The 17,291-nt window shown below is 58.4% G+C and carries 17 protein-coding genes, 1 tRNA gene and 1 pseudogene; 10 read left to right on the top strand and 9 right to left on the bottom strand.

Annotation, left to right across the window (positions count from 1 at the left end; genetic code table 11):
* From HNQ99_RS16615 to cofC, 4 genes and pseudogenes are all read left to right on the top strand, one after another.
* Nucleotides 1-93, top strand: a pseudogene (locus HNQ99_RS16615) (NADPH-dependent F420 reductase); the annotation flags it as partial.
* Between the two features lie 49 nt (nucleotides 94-142).
* A complete protein-coding gene (cofE, locus tag HNQ99_RS07215; RefSeq protein ID WP_184474953.1) occupies nucleotides 143-901 on the top strand; it encodes a coenzyme F420-0:L-glutamate ligase in 759 nt (252 codons plus the stop codon).
* A complete protein-coding gene (gene cofD, locus HNQ99_RS07210; RefSeq protein ID WP_184474952.1) occupies nucleotides 898-1,833 on the top strand; it encodes a 2-phospho-L-lactate transferase in 936 nt (311 codons plus the stop codon). The genes cofE and cofD overlap by 4 nt, the downstream gene beginning before the upstream one ends.
* Nucleotides 1,830-2,414: a 2-phospho-L-lactate guanylyltransferase gene (gene cofC, locus HNQ99_RS07205; protein WP_184474951.1), complete on the top strand. Its 585-nt coding sequence runs from the start codon at nucleotides 1,830-1,832 to the stop codon at nucleotides 2,412-2,414. The genes cofD and cofC overlap by 4 nt, the downstream gene beginning before the upstream one ends.
* Before the next feature lie 192 nt (nucleotides 2,415-2,606).
* Here cofC and HNQ99_RS07200 read toward each other — a convergent pair whose 3' ends face one another.
* A complete protein-coding gene (locus HNQ99_RS07200) occupies nucleotides 2,607-3,269 on the bottom strand; it encodes a TetR/AcrR family transcriptional regulator (RefSeq protein ID WP_184474950.1) in 663 nt (220 codons plus the stop codon).
* Between the two features lie 164 nt (nucleotides 3,270-3,433).
* A complete protein-coding gene (locus HNQ99_RS07195; protein WP_184474949.1) occupies nucleotides 3,434-4,408 on the bottom strand; it encodes an AraC family transcriptional regulator in 975 nt (324 codons plus the stop codon).
* A gap of 221 nt (nucleotides 4,409-4,629) precedes the next feature.
* On the opposite strand from HNQ99_RS07195, the gene HNQ99_RS07190 reads away from it, so the two are divergent.
* Nucleotides 4,630-6,828, top strand: a complete 2,199-nt coding sequence (locus HNQ99_RS07190; protein ID WP_184474948.1) for a TonB-dependent receptor — start codon at nucleotides 4,630-4,632, stop codon at nucleotides 6,826-6,828.
* A 14-nt stretch (nucleotides 6,829-6,842) separates the two neighbouring features.
* The gene (locus HNQ99_RS07185) at nucleotides 6,843-7,328 is read left to right on the top strand and encodes a cupin domain-containing protein (RefSeq protein WP_184474947.1); all 486 of its coding nucleotides are present in this window, start codon (nucleotides 6,843-6,845) and stop codon (nucleotides 7,326-7,328) included.
* 40 nt (nucleotides 7,329-7,368) lie between these two features.
* Here HNQ99_RS07185 and HNQ99_RS07180 read toward each other — a convergent pair whose 3' ends face one another.
* The 5 genes from HNQ99_RS07180 to dgcA all read right to left on the bottom strand — a co-directional run bounded on the left by HNQ99_RS07180 (nucleotide 7,369) and on the right by dgcA (nucleotide 12,792).
* Complete coding sequence (locus HNQ99_RS07180) at nucleotides 7,369-8,241, bottom strand: SDR family NAD(P)-dependent oxidoreductase (protein WP_184474946.1); 873 nt, start codon at nucleotides 8,239-8,241, stop codon at nucleotides 7,369-7,371.
* Between the two features lie 206 nt (nucleotides 8,242-8,447).
* The gene (locus HNQ99_RS07175; protein ID WP_184474945.1) at nucleotides 8,448-9,200 is read right to left on the bottom strand and encodes an SDR family NAD(P)-dependent oxidoreductase; all 753 of its coding nucleotides are present in this window, start codon (nucleotides 9,198-9,200) and stop codon (nucleotides 8,448-8,450) included.
* Nucleotides 9,201-9,443: 243 nt separating this feature from the next.
* Complete coding sequence (locus HNQ99_RS07170) at nucleotides 9,444-10,193, bottom strand: SDR family NAD(P)-dependent oxidoreductase (protein WP_184474944.1); 750 nt, start codon at nucleotides 10,191-10,193, stop codon at nucleotides 9,444-9,446.
* Between the two features lie 43 nt (nucleotides 10,194-10,236).
* Nucleotides 10,237-11,658, bottom strand: a complete 1,422-nt coding sequence (locus HNQ99_RS07165) for an aldehyde dehydrogenase family protein (RefSeq protein ID WP_184474943.1) — start codon at nucleotides 11,656-11,658, stop codon at nucleotides 10,237-10,239.
* A gap of 150 nt (nucleotides 11,659-11,808) precedes the next feature.
* Entirely contained in the window at nucleotides 11,809-12,792 is a 984-nt protein-coding gene (gene dgcA, locus HNQ99_RS07160; protein ID WP_184474942.1) for an N-acetyl-D-Glu racemase DgcA, read from the bottom strand.
* A 26-nt stretch (nucleotides 12,793-12,818) separates the two neighbouring features.
* Here dgcA and HNQ99_RS07155 point away from each other — a divergent pair, with 26 nt between their 5' ends.
* Entirely contained in the window at nucleotides 12,819-13,211 is a 393-nt protein-coding gene (locus tag HNQ99_RS07155) for a YkvA family protein (protein ID WP_184474941.1), read from the top strand.
* 108 nt (nucleotides 13,212-13,319) lie between these two features.
* Here HNQ99_RS07155 and HNQ99_RS07150 read toward each other — a convergent pair whose 3' ends face one another.
* Nucleotides 13,320-13,802, bottom strand: coding sequence for a pyridoxamine 5'-phosphate oxidase family protein (locus HNQ99_RS07150; RefSeq protein ID WP_184474940.1), 483 nt, complete (start codon nucleotides 13,800-13,802; stop codon nucleotides 13,320-13,322).
* A 197-nt stretch (nucleotides 13,803-13,999) separates the two neighbouring features.
* On the opposite strand from HNQ99_RS07150, the gene HNQ99_RS07145 reads away from it, so the two are divergent.
* Together HNQ99_RS07145 and HNQ99_RS07140 are read left to right on the top strand one after the other, a co-directional pair.
* Nucleotides 14,000-14,551 (top strand): NADPH-dependent FMN reductase, encoded by a 552-nt coding sequence (locus tag HNQ99_RS07145; RefSeq protein WP_184474939.1) that lies wholly within the window; start codon nucleotides 14,000-14,002, stop codon nucleotides 14,549-14,551.
* A gap of 125 nt (nucleotides 14,552-14,676) precedes the next feature.
* Nucleotides 14,677-14,750 (top strand) — tRNA-Gly (locus tag HNQ99_RS07140).
* A 112-nt stretch (nucleotides 14,751-14,862) separates the two neighbouring features.
* On the opposite strand, the gene HNQ99_RS07135 is transcribed toward HNQ99_RS07140, so the two are convergent.
* Nucleotides 14,863-16,599 carry a fatty acyl-AMP ligase gene (locus HNQ99_RS07135; protein WP_184474983.1) on the bottom strand — a complete coding sequence of 579 codons (1,737 nt, stop codon included), beginning with the start codon at nucleotides 16,597-16,599 and terminating at the stop codon, nucleotides 14,863-14,865.
* Between the two features lie 158 nt (nucleotides 16,600-16,757).
* Between HNQ99_RS07135 and HNQ99_RS07130 the strand changes: the two genes are divergently transcribed.
* Entirely contained in the window at nucleotides 16,758-17,288 is a 531-nt protein-coding gene (locus HNQ99_RS07130; protein ID WP_322790335.1) for a regulatory protein RecX, read from the top strand.
* The last annotated feature ends 3 nt before the right edge of the window (nucleotides 17,289-17,291 follow it).

Raw genomic sequence — 17,291 nt, 5'->3', positions numbered from 1 at the left:
GCCGCCGCAGAAGCCCTCACCTCCATCCTCATCTTCATCAACAAAAACTACAACGCAGGCGACGCGGGTATTCGGATTACGGGCAACCTGTGATAGCAACGGGCAAATTCAAGCACCCCCGCAAGTCGAGCCAATTTGCCCAATGATACAAATCCATCCGCTGACCGGAATTGACGAAGTTGAACCAAATGCTTCGCTCGATGACCTTCTCGCCGACAGAATAATCGCCCTGGGCCTGGCGCCCTTCCAAGAGGGCGATATTCTAGTCGTAACTCAGAAGATCGTGTCGAAGTCTGAGGATCGTTTTGTCGATCTGGCGAAGGTCGAGCCCGGGGCCGAAGCCCTTCGCCTGGCGGAAATCACCGCCAAGGATCCGCGACTGGTCGAAGTCGTGCTCTCTGAATCTAGCGCCGTGCTTCGGGCGGTTCCCCATGTGCTGATCACGCAGCACCGATGCGGTCATATAATGGCCAATGCGGGTGTCGATCGCTCGAATATTGGCGGCCGGGACGGCGATCTTGCCCTGCTGCTTCCACAGGATTCAGACGCCTCGGCCGAACGCCTGAGGGTAAGCTTGTCGACGCGGTTCCCGCAGGCGCCCGCCGTGGTGATTTCAGATAGCTTCGGACGCCCTTGGCGGATGGGCGTCGTCGGCGTTGCGCTGGGGGCGAGCGGGCTGCCAGCACTTCTCGACAAAAGGGGCGAACATGACCGCGACGGCCGGGCGCTCGAAGTGACCCAGATCGCGCTCGCCGACATGGTGGCTACGGCCGCCGGGCTGGCGATGGGCGAGGGAGCAGAGGGGGTGCCCGCGGCGCTCGTGAGGGGATTGAGCTGGCCTGAAGGGGCACGCCCCGCATCGGCGCTAGTACGGCCCTTGCAGGAGGATCTGTTCCGATGACGGGGCGGGTTGTAGTCCTTACCGGCGGCGTTGGCGGGACCAAACTGGTTCTTGGCCTCTACCAGGTCATGCCGCCCGAGCGGATCACGGCAGTTGTGAATACCGGCGACGATTTCGAGCATCTGGGCCTCTACATCTCGCCCGATGTGGACACCCTGCTTTACACTCTGTCAGGCAAGGCAAATGTTGCTCAGGGTTGGGGCCGCGAGGATGAAAGCTGGAGCTTCATGACGGCGCTACGCTCGCTGGGCGGGGAGGACTGGTTCCAGCTGGGCGATGGCGACCTTGCCCTGCACATGCTGCGCACAATGCGGCTGCGCGGGGGCGAAACCCTTTCCCAGATCACCGCCGACTTCGCACGTGCCTGGGGGGTAGGGGTGGACATATTGCCCATGAGCAACGATCCCGTTTCCACGGTCGTGACCACCGGCGAGGGCGATCTGCCGTTCCAGCGCTACTTCGTCGAGCGCCGTTGCGTCCCGGCGGTGAGCGCGATACGGTTCGATGGCGCCACGGCGGCCCGGGCCGCACCCGGTGTGGTTGAGGCAATCACTGATCCAGCCACAGACGCCATTTTGATCGCGCCGTCCAACCCCTATCTCAGCATCGATCCCATCCTCGCTGTGCCCGAGATCCGCACAGCCCTGGAAAAACGAACGGCACCCGTGGTCGCGGTCACCCCGATTGTCGGCGGTAAGGCCGTCAAGGGGCCCACTGCGAAAATGATGGCCGAACTGGGTGTTCCCGTCTCGCCGGCCGCTATCGCCAACCATTATGCCGGGATTATCGACGGAATGCTTGTCGACGAACGCGATGAGGCCGAGGATATCGGCATTGAAATGAGTGCGGCGGACACATTGATGATCACGCTCGCGGATCGCAGCAGGGTTGCGGAGGCGGTGCTGGCGCTCGCCCAAAGACTGCGCCGATGATTTGGACCGCGGTAATTCCCTTCAAGGGAGCCGCCGAACGCAAGACCCGCCTTGCCGGTATCCTCTCACCCGATCAGCGGCGAAAGTTCAGTCAGCGCATGTTCGAACATGTGCGCGATGTCCTTGCCGCCTGTGTCGAGGTCGATGAGGTGGCCTTGCTCTCGGATGTTCCTGCATCGGGCTGGGGAGGCCTCTTTTTTCTGGATGAAGGCCGCGGTCTGAACGCGGAGCTTACCGCCCTGGCCCTCAGTCGACCGGGCCGGCCAATGCTGATAATACATGCGGACCTGCCGCTCCTTCACCCGCCGGACATTTCTGTTTTGCTCGCGGAAGCCGAGAAGGCAGGCTGTGCGATAGCGCCGGATCGCAACGGCAGTGGCACCAACGCGCTTGCCTTCGTCGACCCGGCGGGGTTTGCCTTCCATTTCGGGACGGACAGCATGGCACGCCATCTCCGCGCGAGCGGCGGTCGGGCCAGCATCGTTAAGCGCGAAGGTCTCTCGTTCGATATCGACACGCCGGAAGACTATCGTGAGGCATGCCGCATCGCGCCGGACGTTATGAAACAGGCGGTGTCATAGCGCCCTTGGCGCGCCGGCTGCGAGGTAAGTAAACGCTCGGCTTTACCCGTTCGACGCGCGCAGCGCCTCCCGCAGATGCGGCCGGCGGCAGCGTGGCGTCTTTCCTTGTCTTCGCGTGCGATTCTCATCGACTCCTCGGCACCGTGATTAGGTAATATATTTTCACGAAGACGAAGCCGACACCTTATGGCGTCAAACCAAAGCCTCTGCCTTTGCCTCTGCGTCCAATATTTCCCGGACAGCCTCGTGCAGGCGGGAAATATAGGTTTGGCTGGCATAAGGTTGAACGAGACTGATATGGTGGATGCAGCAATCGTAGACAGCGGCAGCACGGCCTCGGGCTTCATCAAAGCCTGAACGCACCGTCCCAAGACGGTTTACCCAGACGGCCCACATGTTTTCGCCAAGGACCCGCGGGCTGTTGGGCGCAATCATCGGGGAAATATCGCCGCAGGCAATGGCATCTTCGATGCGCTGTATGGACCCTTTTATAGCGGTTCTCATAATGCGCTGATAGCTTTCGGCGATGCGCGCATCGGTCGCTGTGAAATAGGTGAGCGATTCGAAAAAGAAATGATAACGCCACATCAAGCTGAACAAGTTCACGACATATCGCGCCAACTCTTTGGAGCCCGGGTTTCGGGGACTGGCAAGCACTTCGGCTGCTTCCGCTTCCAGCCTGTCGATCAAGGAGTAGAGAATGTCCTGCTTTCGCGCAAAATGGTAGGTCAGGTTCCCCGGACTTATCCCCAGGTCCGATGCGATTTTGTAAATAGGAACCCTGTCGACGCCATTGCAGTTAAAAAGCTTCAGGGCTGTTGAGAGTATCCGTTCAGGTGTGGATTCGCCGCTCAATTCTGTGCCCTTATTTTACTTGGATTTAGTACCCAGGTTTATCGATAGATATGGTCGCGTCAACCTTGATGGGCGATCCCGCGGTCGAGATTTGGCGCCTGGAGCGCATTTCCGAAACGCTGCTTCAGGGTGCGGACTTCTTGTCCAAAATGGGTTGTCGGTCTTCAATGTTCATTGAGCCATTCAGAGACAGATGCTCCGGTCCAGCGCCTGAACGACCGCCGGAAGCTGCCGCAGTCTTCAAAGCCAAGCTCGTGCGCGATCACCTTGCTTGCCTTGCCTTGGCGAAGCAAATACAACGCCCGCACATGTCGGTAATCGTCCAGAACTTCATGATAGCCATTGCCTTCGGCCGCGAGATGCCGCTGCAGTGAGCGGACACTCATGCCGAGTAAATTGCTGGCCCGAGAGAGGTCGAGCGGTCCTTCTGCACGAAATAGAGCGCCCAGCCGATCTGTAAGTGATCCCTCGAAGCTGCTCCAGCTTTGACGGCATAGCTCGTCGCATATTCTAAGCAGATTGACATCGGCCGCCGCAATCTGCCGATCCAGATCGGCCCGTGTCCCTTCGACGAAGGGAACGGGACAGTCGAACATTAGCTCGTCGGCCTCCAGTTGCGCATAGGCCTCCTGTCGTCGCGGCTCGGGACCTTGAAACCCGATCCGGCGCAACCGGATGCGATGTCCGCTCAAGTTGAACACTGACTGCGTAAAGCCGGCCAGAGTGGAGGACACGCAGAAATTTTCCGCGTTCAGCGGCAGCGGATAACGAGCATGGAACGTCATGCGCCATTCGTCGCCCAGGACTTCGAAGGCGCCGCTCAAAGGATATCCGATATGGCCGCAATATTCGACCCAGTCCGCCAATAGCTCGCCGACCGTGCCACAATTGCTTAGCCGGTAGCCAAGCAAGCCCAGATATTGCAGCTTGATCGATCGGCCACATAGGATTGCGAAGTCCTCAGGAGCGTTCTCCGCGACGATGGTGTACAGCTCCGCCATTTTAGTGTGCGAAACAGGCTGCTGGGCTAGGATTGCCTCGAAGCTGACGCCTGAATCCTTCAGGAATGCGCGGGGATCCAATCCCAGTTCGGCCAGGCTAAGCAGATCGCCTCGTAATTTCGTGGGCGCAACCAGCATAGTTGTTCCTCCCTAAATGCGCTTCGGTGATTGCTTGGCGCGTTCTGCACTATTTTTGGCGTCTAGGACCTAGATTGTAAAGTTGCCTCTGATTGCCTCTCGCACGATTGTCACGGCGAAATTGGTCATGCCGTTTTCATGGGTTTTCAGGCCCTCGTGAACCAGCACGTCCGCCACTTGAAAACAAGCGAAATATTGCGCGTAGTGAGGAGAGGGGGCAAATGAAATATATCCTGGGGGGCAGCCTGATGCTGCTGGGTATCGTTCCGGCAATGGCGCAAGAAACACCTGAACAGGCTGCGCAGCCGGAGGAGATCGTTGTCACCGCCACAAAGGCAGGCCAACGGCTTGATCGGGCTCCGGTCGCCGCCAGCTCAATCGACGCAGGAGAGCTCGCGCGATTGCATGTTCAAAGCGTGCGCGATGCACAGGTTCTGCTGCCCTCGGTCGTCTATAATGACAGCGGCGGGTCGGCGCAGGTCTATATCCGCGGCATTGGTTCCAACTCAGCCTATGCGGGCCTGGAATCGAGTATCGGCACTTATGTCGACGGTGTTTATCTCCAGCGTCAGGTCGGCGCTTCGGTCGATGTCGTGGACCTCAAGAGCATTGAGGTGCTGAACGGGCCGCAGGGATCGCTTTATGGCCGCAACGCAACCGGCGGGGTCGTGCTCGTCAACACTAACGACCCCACCCAGCGCTTCGAAGGGATGGTCAGGATAGAAGCCGGGAATTTCGGACGTCTGGGCAGTGAAGCCATGCTGAACATCCCGATCAGCAGTGACCTGGCTCTGCGCGTGGCTGGAAAATATACCCACCTTGCAGGCTATACCCGCAATGTCGCCAATGGCGATCGGCTAAGTGGCTTCGATGCCGGCACGGTGCGTGCGAAACTCAAATGGACACCTGGCAGCCGTCTAACGGCGATCGCTTCGGTGGAATATCACAAGGAGTTGAACGATCCGCTGGCCCGCCGCACGCTGGTGACGGCGCCTCTGTGCGTGTCCTGCGCCGCGTATGGCACCACTCCCCCGACGGATTTCTACAAGGTCGATCAGACGAAGACGCGGAAGACCGACATTCATTATCTCGCCGGCACACTGAACCTGAAATATGAAGGCGACGGTTTCGACGTTGTCAGCGTTACGGGCGTTCGCGATTTTCATTATGCCATCTTCGTCGATCAGGATTTCGCGCGCGGCGACCTCTACAACAGCCGTGCCGAGGAATTTGGCACGACCTTGACGGAAGACGCCTATGTCCGCACCCGCTTTGACGGACCGTTCAACTTTCTTGCCGGCTTGAGCGGCGAACTTGACAAGGACAGCCTGCTGATCCGCGTTTTTGGAAGCGCATTCGGCCCGCTGCAGGATGCAGGCGGCACCACCCGGGTGAAACTCGCGTCAATCTCCCCTTATGGCGAAGCCTATCTGAAGCTTTCGGATTCCCTTAAGCTGACCGTCGGTGGCCGTTACAACATCGACACCAAGAAGCTGCGGGCGATCAACAATGCAGGCAGCACCATCGCATTCGGCGCCGTGCCGTTCGTGGAGCAGAAGATCACATTCCGCAACTTCACACCGCGCGTCGTGCTGTCCCGCGAAACCCCGACCAGCACGATTTATGCAAGTTACAGCAAGGGCGTAAAGAGCGGCGGCTATAATAGTCCGGCCTTCACGCCGCTCGACCCGCTGCGGCCGGAAGAGCTAACCAGCTATGAGGCCGGGTTGAAGGCGAATGGCCTTAATGGACGCATTCAATTCTCCGCCGCCGCATTCTATTATGACTACAAGGATATCCAGGTCAGCTACGTCAATGCCGCAACGGGCGGCATCGGCGCCCAAAATGCCGCGAGCGCGCGCATATACGGGCTGGAAATGAACACCTCCTTGCGGGTTACGGACGCATTGACGCTGCATGCCGGCGGCCTCGTAGAAAGAGCACGCTTCCGCCACTATACCGGGGCGGCGATCTACTGCCCCAAGGCCGATGCATCGCCCGGCTATCCTGGCTGCCCAGCACCCGTCGATGACGTGGGCCTAGCCCCGGGTACGGCCGATCTTTCGGGCGGCCGAATACCACGTGCACCCGAACTGTCCTTTTCGGTCGGTGCGAATTATGGTTTCCCGATCACAGATGAATGGAAGGGCACCATCACTGCCAATGATCGTTATACGAGCGACTATGACTTGTTGCCCGGTGCGGGCGGGCCGCTGCGCCTCAGCCGACAAAAGGCTTATCATTTCGTGACCTTGGGCCTGTCATTCGAAAATGAGCAGTCCGGCGTGGAAGCTCGCCTTTTTGTCAACAATGTAACGAAGGCTCGCTATTTTCTGGATGTGACGACTTCGGCATTCGGGGTCGCCGGATCGGCAGCCGCGCCGCGCACTTTCGGCGGCTCGCTCGCCTATCGGTTCTGATGAGGAGTATGAGTATGAACGCCTCTACAACAGAAATTCACGACGAGCATGCCGTCCGGCGCATCCCATCGGACGACGTGCCCTGGCTGCCTTACGCGTTGATACCCAATACCTTCTTCCGCGTGTTGCAGGTGGATGAGGAGAATAATATCGTTGTCCTCAACTTTAAAATGCCACCTTGGACGGTGACCCCCATACATGGCCACCATTGCACGGCCACGGCCTATACGCTGGAGGGTGAGTGGTTCTACGATGACCTATGCTTTCGCGAGGGCGATGTCGCCTTTGAAACGACGGTCGAGGTTCATCAACCGATCACGCGGGAGAAAGGGGCCGTGCTGCTCACCACGCTGATCGGCGGCAAAGGCAATGATAAGCTGCTGGAGGATCACAATGCCGACGGCACCACAACATTGCTGCGCACCCGCCTGTTCAAGGCATGCGAGCGGATCACTCCTGAAGCCTATTCCGCGCTGGATTTTGAGGCGTTGCTCGGCTGACACCGGTCACCCAGGCCAATGCCCCAGGTCAGTCGAACATTTACGCGTTGGCACGACATCCCGGAAGCAACTGGTTCAGCATCGCATCTACCTCTCGATCCGATGACAATCGCCGTTTTTCAAGGAGATCCACTGCTCCACCAAGGGGATAGCGTGTTTCCGGATTTTTGCTCTCGAGCGCTCCGACGATCGTCGCGGCAACCTCGTCTGGCGTAAGCGCTATCGCATCGGCGGCTGCCGAAAAGGCTTTTTGCTGTGCAAAATAGTCGCCATAATTTTCTCGCCCCTGTTCATCCAACTCGGCCAGTCGAGAATCGAGCAGGGCACCGAAACCATGCACCATGTCTGTGGCGATCGCGCCGGGTTCGACAAGCGACACGGACACGCCCCACTGACCAGCTTCGAGCCGCATGGCATCGGCCAGTCCTTCCAAGGCATATTTCGAGGCCGTGTAATATCCTAGAAGCGGAAATGCGACCTTGCCCGCCATCGAACTGACGAAGATGAACCGACCTTTGCTCTCTCTCAAATAGGGCAGGCATAGCTGGTAGATCACAAGATTGGCGACCGCGTTGATTTCCATTGCGCGGCGAAACACTTCAATCGGCGTCGTTTCCAAAGGACCACAAGGGTTCACGCCAGCGCAACCAACCACGGCAACGAGCGGGCCGCCGCTGCGATTAAGAGCCTGGCTCACCTGGGCCCTGCCGGTTTCAGCATTGGAAAAATCGGCGACGAACCAATCAGCATTCTCCAGGCCCTCGGCCTTTGCATTGTCGAGATCGGCTTGGTTCAGCGCTGAACCAAGCACCCCATATCCTCGCTCCAGCAATTGCCGAACGAGGGACCTTCCTACGCCCCCCGAAGCACCTGTCACCAGAATCTTGCCCGAAGATGAACCCGTATCAGCCATGATTATCTCTCTTCTCAGTTTCTTGTTCGAACAAAGGGAAAGCCTTCGACCGTGCCGGAGTCCGGTAGCCCACTGCCGCCGAAATTAGATGTTCGGTAGAAGGGCGGCTGCGCTTAATATCGTTGTCCTCAGTCCCCTTAGCATGCACATAGGACCTATATACTACCGAAAATTGGCAGGCAAGAGTCGGTACCGTGTGCCCGCTCCTATTTGGAGCGCCAGCCTCCGTCGACACGAAGCACCGTGCCAGTGATGAAGCTGGCGGCATCCGAAGCCAGGAACAACACCGGCTCAGCTATCTCTTCTGGTTCCGCAAATCGACCCAGAGGCGTGACTGCCTTGACCATTTCCTCCATTTGGGAAACATTTTCCATTTCATCGAATATATTCGTGCGGACTCCCCCAGGGGCCACTGCATTGACCCGTATACCAGCGGCGGCTGCCTCGCAGGCGAGTTGGTTGACCAGCCCCGCAACACCGTATTTTGACGCCGTGTAGGCCGCGCCGCCAGCCATGCCGCCGAGGCTGGCAACCGATGCGGTCATGACAATGTTGCCCTTCGTCCGACTGAGATGCGGAAGGGCGGCGCGAGCGCCATAGAAGCAGCCGGAGAGATTAACGTTGATAATCTTGTGCCACAACTGATCCGTGATTTCGTTGCATGAAGCCCCTTTGTCGATAACGGCGGCGTTGCTGAAAAACACATCAACTTTTCCGAAATGCGAGACCGCATTGTCAAACATGCCCTCGACTTGGGTGGCGTCGCTTACATCGACCTTGTAAGCTTGAACCTTGTCCGACGTTTTCTTGATGAATTCAGCCGTTTCGAGGGCGCGATCTTCGCGTATATCGGCTACCAACACATCTGCGCCTTCCCGTGCGAACGCGATTGCCGTGGCCCGACCAATCCCCGATCCGCCACCGGTGACAATCACCGACTTATTCTTGAACCGTTGCATTGGCATCTTTCCCTCCTTCGGCATGTATCGTCGATGACGATGCAGTCGTCTCGAACATTTGCCTTTCTGCCTTCGCGCAATTGCATTTGCCTTTGCAAGCGTTTCGACCGTGGTTCTTCGAAATTGCTGCTGACATGTTGAGCGCTATAGCGGGGTAAAAATCTGCTTGGGGCAGTGGCTGGTCGAGAAGGAAGTGCTGGCTTGTAAGATCACACAATTCTTTGGTGCTAACGGATCAGCGTTTTATAATTCCACGCAACCACCGTCGACAAAAAGGTCGACGCCGGTGATGAAGCTTGCCTCCTGGGAGGACAGGAATAGAACGGCGCGCGCTACTTCATCGGCCTCGCCCATGCGCTTCATCGGAACCGCCGCGATCATCGTCTGGCGCAGACCATCGACGGCAATGCTGTCCATGCCGGCATTCCGATTCATCAGGGGTGTCTCGATTGGGCCTGGACTGATCATGTTGACCCGGATGCCGTCATCCACCAGTTCCTTGGCCATGATCCTGGCGACGGCTCGTAGTCCGGCTTTAGCGGCGGCATAGGCGGTATTGCCTGGCAAGGCGAGTACGCTGCCGATGGACCCGGTGAACAGGATCGATCCGCCCTTTGTCATCAGCGGCAGCGCCTTTTGCGCCGCGAAGAAGCAGCCCCGGCAGTTGATGTCGTTGATATGATCCCAAAGCTCAGGCGTCAGTTCACGGGCGGGCGAAAAACCTCCAACGCCGGCATTGACAAAAAGGGCGTCAAGCGTGCCGTGCCTTTCCTTGATCGCCGCTATTACCGGATCAAGGCTGTCCGGATCGGAAACGTCGGCACGGAAGGCCGTACAGGCACCGCCGATTTCAGTTTTTGTCGCGTCCAGCGTCCGCTGATCCCGACCGGTGATGAAAAGATTTGCCCCTTCTCCGGCAAAGGCTCGCGCTGACGCCTGCCCAATGCCACTATTGCCGCCGATGACAAGCACGGTCTTTTCGTGAAAGCGCAACGACGCCTCCTCTGTTGTTAGGGAAGGCGCCGCCACCGGATTATTATTGCGCTGGTTCCAGCGCAACGGCGTTCACGATCCGCGCCTGGGTATATTCATGCAGGCCTTCCTGCCCCAACTCGCCGCCGAAGCCGGACTGCTTGGCGCCGCGGAAAGGAATATTGGGGTCGATTGCCAGATGCTGGTTGACCCAAACAGTGCCGGATTCGATCTGCATCGCCACTTCCATAGCTCTGTCCAGATTCCGGCCCCAGACGGTGCCAGCAAGACCATATTCGGAGTCATTGGCCCGAGCGATAACGTCATCTATGTCGCTATAGGACAGCACCGGCAGCACCGGCCCGAACTGTTCCTCTTGCACCAGTCGGGCATCTTCCGGCAGATCGCGAACGATCGTAGGCGGAATGAAATAGCCTGGGCGGTCCAGCGCTTCGCCCCCGGCGATGACATTGCCCTTCTCCCGGGCATCAGCCAGGAATTCCTTGATCTTTTCAAACTGCATACGGTTTTGAACGGGGCCTATTTGCGCGCCCTGGCGCGCGCCGTCGTCCACCACGGCCGCGTTGGCCAGCCTTGCTAGTTCGTCGCAGAACGGATCATAGATGGACTCCGGCACATAGGCGCGCTTGACGGCCACGCAGATCTGGCCGGCATTGGTCATCGCTCCCTGGAAAACCTTGCCGGCGATCTCCACCGGATCGACATCGTCAAGCACGATAGCGGCGTCGTTTCCGCCCAATTCCAGGGTGACCCGCTTTACCGTCCCGGCCGCGGACTGCATCACCTTCTTGCCGGTAGCGGTGGATCCGGTGAACGCGACCTTGGCCACATCCGGATGGCTGGTGAGGGCGGAGCCGAGATCGTTCTCGTCGCAAATGATGTTCACCACGCCGGCTGGCAGGATCTCGCGGCAAATATCGCCGAACAACAATGACGTAAGCGGCGTGGTCGGGGCCGGTTTCACAACCATGGTGTTTCCGGCAAGCAGCGCGGGACCAAGCTTATTCATAAGCAGGATAAGGGGAAAGTTCCAAGGCGTGATCGCGGCGACGACGCCCAGCGGAGCACGGTGCTCAACGACGGTGGAACTGCCTTCCTGCCGCAGCACTTTAGGTTCAAGCCGCATGGAAGCGAAAGCTTTGAGCGTGAAGACACTGCCCATTACCTCATTCATCGCCTGATTCAGCGGCTTGCCCTGCTCCTGGGTTAGCAACCGGGCAAACTCCTCCGCTCGCGACTGCAGTTGATCGGCAAGAGCGTTTATGGTCCCCGCCCGCTCCTCTATAGGCTTGCGCGACCAAGCCGGGAATGCGGCTTTGGCTGCCTCAACTGCTTCATTCAGAAGAGCTTCGTCGGCACGGGGGCATTTGGCAAAGGCCTCTCCTGAGGCAGGGTTTACAATATCGAAGGAAGCTCGGCCGCTTTCCGCGCGACCCGCCACCAGCATATGAAAAGACTGAGTCATTCGATGTGCTCTCCCATTCTCCAACGGCAGATCAGTCCCTGGATCTGACTTTGTACGCAACATATACGTTTCTAAAACAATATCTAGCGCAAATGAGCCGTTCCAATATTCGGTTCGCGCTCGAATGACCGCCAGCACACCGAAAAAACGCTATTCGCCGTCGCCCCAAAGAGTGCCGGGATGAAGCAAGCCACCCTCCTGGCCAAGCCGTCCCTGACGATCCTTGGCCAATAACAACGCGCCGTCCAGATCCACCCATTTGGCCTTCTGCCCCAGCAGAAAGGCCGGAGCGATGCTCAGCGACGTGCCCAACATGCAGCCGACCATTATGTCCAACCCGCGCATCCGCGCCTTTTCCGCAAGCAACATCGCCTCTGTTAAGCCTCCGGCCTTGTCGAGCTTGATATTGACGGCCTGATAGCCCTCCAGACGGTCGAGGTCCTCATGCGTATGGCAGCTTTCATCGGCGCAGAAGGGAATGGGAGATTTGAGGCCGATCAACAGATCCTCCTCGCCCGCCGACACCGGTTGTTCGATCAATTCCACGCCGAATGCGGCCATGGCGTGGGCTTCCGCCTCGATATCCAGATCGTCCCAGCTTTCATTGGCATCAACGATAAGCCGCACATCCGGGGCGCCCTTACGAACCGCCGCTACCCGTTCCCGGTCGCCTTCGCCAGTGAGCTTGCATTTAAGCAGCTTGTATGTCTTTGCCGCTTCCCGCGCATCGGCTTCCATCTGGGCAGGGTCGGCGAGGCTGATCGTGAAGGCGGTGACAAGCGCCTTGGGCTGTGGAAGCCCGGACAGTTGCCATACTGGTTTGCCCGCCTGTTTCGCCTCCAAATCCCACAAGGCACAATCGAGCGCGTTCCGCGCTGCGCCCTCCATCATGCTGTCAAGGAGGTCCTCGCGCGTGATCTTCCGTCGCTGCTTGCCCCGCATCAAAATAGATTCGGCGCACAACTCCGCCGTTTCGCCCTCATAGTAGATCGGCGTGCCTTCGCCCCGGCCCACATAGGCGCCGTCGGTCACTTCGCAAACGACGACATCGACGTCCGTTTTTGCGCCTCGGCTGATGACAAACGCGCCGTTGACTTTCCAGCGCTCGACCTTTGCGGAAATTATTTCAATCATGGTTGTGCAGCCTTAAAGGAGAAGGAATGGAAGGCAAACCCAAAGCCGGTCTTAAAGGATTTATTCACGGCGTGCGCGTCGATGCACATGCGGTATGGCTGGCGGTTCGTGATCCGCGAACTCCAATGCCGATACGCATATTCGGCGCATTGGTTGCCGCCTATGCGCTGTCCCCTATCGACCTTGTTCCCGACTTCGTGCCTGTGCTGGGGCTGGTGGATGATCTTTTGATCCTGCCCATTGGCATTTGGCTGTTCACGCAACTGATACCGCCACGGCTCTGGGCCGAGTATAAGGCCGTCGCTGAAGCAGAGACCAGACGGCCGGTCAGCCGCGCCGGCGCCGTCATCATTGTCGCGGTGTGGACCGCGCTTGCCATATTGATCTTCTTTATCGTAGCGAATTGGCAGTTTTATTGACGCTCAGTCACGAGTCTAGGAATCAGACGCCCAGGCCATGAAATGCTGCTTCGGCGAATTACAGGCATCCTCTGATCAAAGGTCGGCAAGTCAAAGGCTTAGTTGTCGCTATTCCTTTATCACGGTTGTGCCCACGTGGGCGTGGCTGCCTTCTTCGCCAGTATTGATCTTGCCGCCGAACAGCATTTTCAGCCTGCCGGAAAGGGATATGTCAGTTTCCCATAGTTCGGCGTCTTCAATGTCAAAGCGCAGGAGCGCCAGATTGGGATCATTCTTTCCTCCGGAGAACCAGGACTCGGCCTCATTGGACCAAAGCTTGTCTATGATCGCTCGATCATTATCGATGCGGGCGAGGCCGGAGAGACAGGCGAAAAAGTCCTGACCCTTGGACACGAACTGCGCCATTGCCTTTCCGCCTCGGGCCATCCGATTGTCCTTGCCGATGAAAAAATACAATCGGTCGGCCTGATCCTTGTCCAGTTGCACCGTCAGGGGTTCGCTATGCCCGCCGCCCTCCAGCCCTATCATTACATAGGGTCCTTCCTCCATATTCTTCCAGAGATGTTTCTTTAATTCGCCAATATCCGACATCGTCATCCTCCTGTAGGGTTCGAATTTCAGAACGCAGCTTGGTGGGAATGTTTCCGCTAAGCTGAGATGCAGGGCGTGCGCGGTCGTTGCCGCCAATGATTATCCCCCATAGCGTTCCATGGCTGGACTCAGGATGAGCGGACGTTACTGGACAAAAAAGAATATTGGAGCCACTGTCTCCCAACGATGGAGTATTTATGACGGCTATCTTAGGCCTATCAGGCAGCCTTCGGCGCTATTCCTATAATTCCGGACTGCTTCGCGCCGCCCAGGCGCTAATGCCCGAGGGCGCCAATCTGGAGATTGGATCGATCGCCGCGGTGCCGCTCTATAATGGCGATGATGAAGAGGCGAGCGGCATCCCGCTGGCGGTATCCCAGATTAAGGATGCAATCGCCAAGGCGGACGGCCTTCTATTGGCTACCCCGGAATATAATAATAGTGTCCCCGGGGTGTTCAAGAACGCCATTGACTGGTGCTCGCGACCGCCGGCGGATATCAAACGCGTCTTCGGCGGCAAACCAGTCGCCGTCATCGGAGCCTCATTGGGAGGATTCGGAACGATACTGGCGCAGAATGCGTGGCTACCGGTGCTCAGAACCCTTGGAATGGAATTGTGGACAGAAGGGCGTTTGATGCTGTCAGGTGCGGGCAAAGCGTTCGACGCCCAGGGGAACCTCACCGATGAGACTGCACGCGAGCGCCTCAGGGAATATGTGGAAGGGTTTGTGACGGCACTTTCCAGATGACTGAAATTCACAATGTATATGTTGACGACGCGGCCATAGTCGTGGCAGTTGGCGGTCGTCTTGCAGGACGGCATGTGAACCGCCCTGAAAACGGATGAAGCTGAAGGGTCAACGCCCTTTGAAATGCGGGTATAGCTCAATGGTAGAGCACTAGCCTTCCAAGCTTGTGATGCGGGTTCGATCCCCGCTACCCGCTCCAGCTTTTCCGTCATATTTGATGCACGAACCGCCCTTATGCCGATGCGGCTCCGTCGGAATCCCGAAAATAATGTACAGGGCGGCAGACTGCCCACACCGCGCCGGCTGTTCCTTCAGGCTGCGACGTCGTAAGGTTGAATTTCGCCCGAAAGGTAGAGGTTCCTTGCCTTTGAGCGGCTGAGTTTGCCTGAACTTGTCCGGGGCAAGGTGCGCGGCGGGACCAATTCCACGACGCAGTTCATGCCAGTGATCGAGCGGACCTTGTCGCGAATCTGGTCACGCAGGCGGCTTCTTTCTTCATTGTCCGACGTGCGGCAATGTACCAGAACGGCAGGGGTTTCTTCCCCGCCCGGCGTCGTGATCGAAAAGGCGGCGATGTCGCCTGCCTTGAACCCAGGCAATTGCTCCACGGCCCATTCAATGTCCTGCGGCCAATGGTTTTTGCCATTGATGATGATCATGTCCTTGGCGCGGCCCACGATGTAGAGATACCCTTCGGACATATATCCCATGTCGCCGGTATCGAGCCAGCCGTCGACGAGGCAGGCTGCCGTGGCCTCTGCGTCACGGAAATAGCCGGTCATGATCGAGGGCCCTGCGGTCCACACCTTGCCGATCGCTTTTTCGGGAAGAATGGCGCCGTCCTCGTCGCGAATCTCCACGACCATGTCCTTTGCGGGTTTGCCGCAGTTGACGATGGCGCGGTAGCGGGGTGGGCGATCCTCTGCTTTGTCCCCGCCCGAAAGGTCGGTTTCCTCAACCAGTTCCACGACAATGCCTTCACCCGGCGGCATGATTGTGACCGCCAGCGTGGCTTCCGCCAGGCCATAGCTCGGCAGGAAGGCAGAGGCGGAAAAGCCTGCATCCGAAAAAGCGTCGACAAAGCCCTGCATCACGTCAGGCCGGATCATGTCCGCGCCGTTGCCGGCTATCCGCCAGCGCGACAGGTCGAAACGGTCTGATGCCTTGGTTTGGCTGGACATGCGGCGTGCACAGATGTCGTAGCCGAAAGTCGGAGAATAGCTGATGGAGGTGCCGGAATTGCGGCTGATAAGATCAAGCCAAGCAAGCGGACGCCGCGCAAAATCCTCCGTTTTGAGATAATCCACCGACACCTGATTGGCGACTGGCGAGAGGAAGCAGCCGACCAGCCCCATGTCATGATACCAGGGCAACCAGCTGATGCAGCGGTCGCTGTCGGTCAGTTGCATGCCATGGCTATGTGCCGAAAGATTATTCAAAAGCGCATGGTGTGTTACCGCAACCCCATGGGGGAAACGCGTGGAACCGCTGGAATATTGCAAATAGCAAATATCGTCGGTGCTGGCCTGCGGCAGGGGCGTCTGGTAAGCCTCAAGCGCCAGGAACCCTTCATAGGTGCGGCCTTCGACCTTGCAGGCGCGGGCGGCGTCCCCGGCCATGTCGGCCAGTTCGGCTGGATAGAACAGCATCCGGGGGTCGCAGCTTTTCAGCTGAACCGATAATTGATCGATGTAACTTTCCTTGCCGCCAAAGCTGGTGGGCAATGGCAATGGCACCGGCCACGCGCCAGCATAGACAATGCCGAAGAACATCGCCGCGAAATCCGTCGCGGTCTCAGCGACCAGTGCGATCCTGTCCTGTGGACGAACGCCATGACCGATCAGGCGATAGGCACATTGCAACGCATCTTCGCGAAGCTCGGAAAAGGGGTAGGGACGAGCGAGATTGCCGCGCGGATCATGAAAGTTGAAGCCGCGCTGGCCACGCGCGGCGTAATCCAGCGCTTCACCGAGCGTTTCGAAATCGGAAAAGCGCCGCGGCAGGCCGTCAATTGTCGGCGTTGCAGACGGTGCGGCGTCCCGAACCATCACTTTGGCATTCTGCAATTCCGGTCGCTCCCTTTAATATCCGAAACCGGCTGTCTTCCTGCGCCATGGCGTTGAAACTGTCCAGCCTTTGCTAATGTGCGCTTTTAGACCGGAAGCCGCGTTCAAATTCCGGCCCGACTGTGGCATAATCGTGGCGCGTGACCAGAGACTATATCAAGAAGCAGAAACCTCCCCTGAACAGCGAACGGCTGGAGCAGTTGGCGCTGCATTATGCGGGCCGCTATGCTACGACGCAGGCCAAGCTGGGCGCCTATTTGCAACGTAAGATACGCGAATGCGGCTGGGACGGGGAAAGAGCGCCCGATGTGGTGTCGCTGGTCGCCCGCTTTGCCGATCTCCGCTATGTCGACGATGCCGCGTTTGCGGCCATGCGGACCGCTTCGCTTGGTCGCCGGGGCTATGGCATGCGTCGGGTCGAAGAGGATCTGCGCGCTGCCGGAATAGCCGAGGACGAGCGCGAGGTGGCCAGGCAGCAAGCGGCGCAGGAGCGGTGGCGCGCTGCCGAAACCTTTGCTCGCAAGCGGCGGATCGGGCCGTTCTCGACAGAAGCTGCGGACCGAGAGTTACAGAAGAAGCAGATCGGCGCGTTCCTGCGCGCAGGGCATGATTTCGAACTGGCGCGCCGTTTCGTAAGTGCGCAGCCAGGCGAGGTGCTGACGGAGGAATAGGCT

Source organism: Rhizorhapis suberifaciens, from assembly GCF_014200045.1.
Lineage (GTDB): Bacteria > Pseudomonadota > Alphaproteobacteria > Sphingomonadales > Sphingomonadaceae > Rhizorhapis > Rhizorhapis suberifaciens.
The sequence above is the reverse complement of the archived record's forward strand: the minus strand, read 5'-3'. Positions and strand labels throughout refer to the sequence as shown.

Coding starts and splice junctions, on each gene's coding strand:
- cofE (WP_184474953.1), top strand. CDS start 143: ATGATACAAATCCATCCGCTGACCGGAATTGACGAAGTTGAACCAAAT.
- cofD (WP_184474952.1), top strand. CDS start 898: ATGACGGGGCGGGTTGTAGTCCTTACCGGCGGCGTTGGCGGGACCAAA.
- cofC (WP_184474951.1), top strand. CDS start 1,830: ATGATTTGGACCGCGGTAATTCCCTTCAAGGGAGCCGCCGAACGCAAG.
- HNQ99_RS07195 (WP_184474949.1), bottom strand. CDS start 4,408: ATGCTGGTTGCGCCCACGAAATTACGAGGCGATCTGCTTAGCCTGGCC.
- HNQ99_RS07190 (WP_184474948.1), top strand. CDS start 4,630: ATGAAATATATCCTGGGGGGCAGCCTGATGCTGCTGGGTATCGTTCCG.
- HNQ99_RS07185 (WP_184474947.1), top strand. CDS start 6,843: ATGAACGCCTCTACAACAGAAATTCACGACGAGCATGCCGTCCGGCGC.
- HNQ99_RS07180 (WP_184474946.1), bottom strand. CDS start 8,241: ATGGCTGATACGGGTTCATCTTCGGGCAAGATTCTGGTGACAGGTGCT.
- HNQ99_RS07175 (WP_184474945.1), bottom strand. CDS start 9,200: ATGCAACGGTTCAAGAATAAGTCGGTGATTGTCACCGGTGGCGGATCG.
- HNQ99_RS07165 (WP_184474943.1), bottom strand. CDS start 11,658: ATGACTCAGTCTTTTCATATGCTGGTGGCGGGTCGCGCGGAAAGCGGC.
- dgcA (WP_184474942.1), bottom strand. CDS start 12,792: ATGATTGAAATAATTTCCGCAAAGGTCGAGCGCTGGAAAGTCAACGGC.
- HNQ99_RS07155 (WP_184474941.1), top strand. CDS start 12,819: ATGGAAGGCAAACCCAAAGCCGGTCTTAAAGGATTTATTCACGGCGTG.
- HNQ99_RS07150 (WP_184474940.1), bottom strand. CDS start 13,802: ATGTCGGATATTGGCGAATTAAAGAAACATCTCTGGAAGAATATGGAG.
- HNQ99_RS07145 (WP_184474939.1), top strand. CDS start 14,000: ATGACGGCTATCTTAGGCCTATCAGGCAGCCTTCGGCGCTATTCCTAT.
- HNQ99_RS07135 (WP_184474983.1), bottom strand. CDS start 16,599: ATGGTTCGGGACGCCGCACCGTCTGCAACGCCGACAATTGACGGCCTG.